The 1,282-nt window shown below is 42.3% G+C and carries 1 pseudogene; it reads right to left on the reverse strand.

From position 1 onward, the window contains the following. A pseudogene (locus tag BLV35_RS19095) lies at positions 1-1,282 on the reverse strand (hypothetical protein); the annotation flags it as partial.

The raw sequence follows: 1,282 nt of genomic DNA on the forward strand, positions 1-1,282 counted from the left end.
TTATTTGAGTCGGAGCAGTGTTTATCGTTGCAGTTGCAGTAGCAGTACATCCGTTAGCATCGGTTACAGTGTAGTTATACGTTCCAGCAGTTAAGCTAGCAGTTGCATCTCCGGAATAGGTTAATGTTCCTGTTCCTCCACTTGAAGCAAGAGTAACAGTACCTGTTTCTCCATTACACTTAATTTGTGTTGGAGTAGCAGTAAAAGTTATTTGAGTCGGAGCAGCGTTTATCGTTGCAGTTGCAGTTGCAGTACATCCGTTAGCATCGGTTACAGTGTAGTTATAGGTTCCAGCAGTTAAGCTAGCAGTTGCAGAACCTGAATAGGTTAATGTTCCTGTTCCTCCACTTGACGCAAGAGTAACAGTACCTGTTTCTCCATTACACTTAATTTGTGTTGGAGTAGCAGTAAAAGTTATTTGAGTCGGTGCAGTGTTTATCGTTGCAGTTGCAGTAGCAGTACATCCGTTAGCATCGGTTACAGTGTAGTTATACGTTCCAGCAGTTAAGCTAGCAGTTGCAGATCCTGAATAGGTTAATGTTCCTGTTCCTCCACTTGACGCAAGAGTAACAGTACCTGTTTCTCCATTACACTTAATTTGTGTTGGAGTAGCAGTAAAAGTTATTTGAGTCGGAGCAGCGTTTATCGTTGCGGTTGCAGTAGCAGTACATCCGTTAGCATCGGTTACAGTATAGTTATACGTTCCAGCAGTTAAGTTAGCAGTTGCATCTCCTGAATAGGTTAATGTTCCTGTTCCTCCACTTGACGCAAGAGTAACACTTCCTGTTCCTCCATTACACTTAATTTGTGTTGGAGTAGCAGTAAAAGTTATTTGAGTCGGAGCAGCGTTTATCGTTGCAGTTGCCGTTGCAGTACATCCGTTAGCATCGGTTACAGTATAGTTATACGTTCCAGCAGTTAAGTTAGCAGTAGCAGATCCTGAATAGGTTAATGTTCCTGTTCCTCCACTTGAAGCAAGAGTAACACTTCCTGTTCCTCCATTACACTTAATTTGTGTTGGAGTAGCAGTAAAAGTTATTTGAGTCGGAGCAGCGTTTATCGTTGCAGTTGCCGTTGCAGTACATCCGTTAGCATCGGTTACAGTATAGTTATACGTTCCAGCAGTTAAGTTAGCAGTAGCAGATCCTGAATAGGTTAATGTTCCTGTTCCTCCACTTGAAGCAAGAGTAACACTTCCTGTTCCTCCATTACACTTAATTTGTGTTGGAGTAGCAGTAAAAGTTATTTGAGTCGGAGCAGCGTTTATCGTTGCAGTTGCAGT

It is taken from the genome of Flavobacterium gillisiae (genome assembly GCF_900107635.1).
Classification (GTDB): domain Bacteria; phylum Bacteroidota; class Bacteroidia; order Flavobacteriales; family Flavobacteriaceae; genus Flavobacterium; species Flavobacterium gillisiae.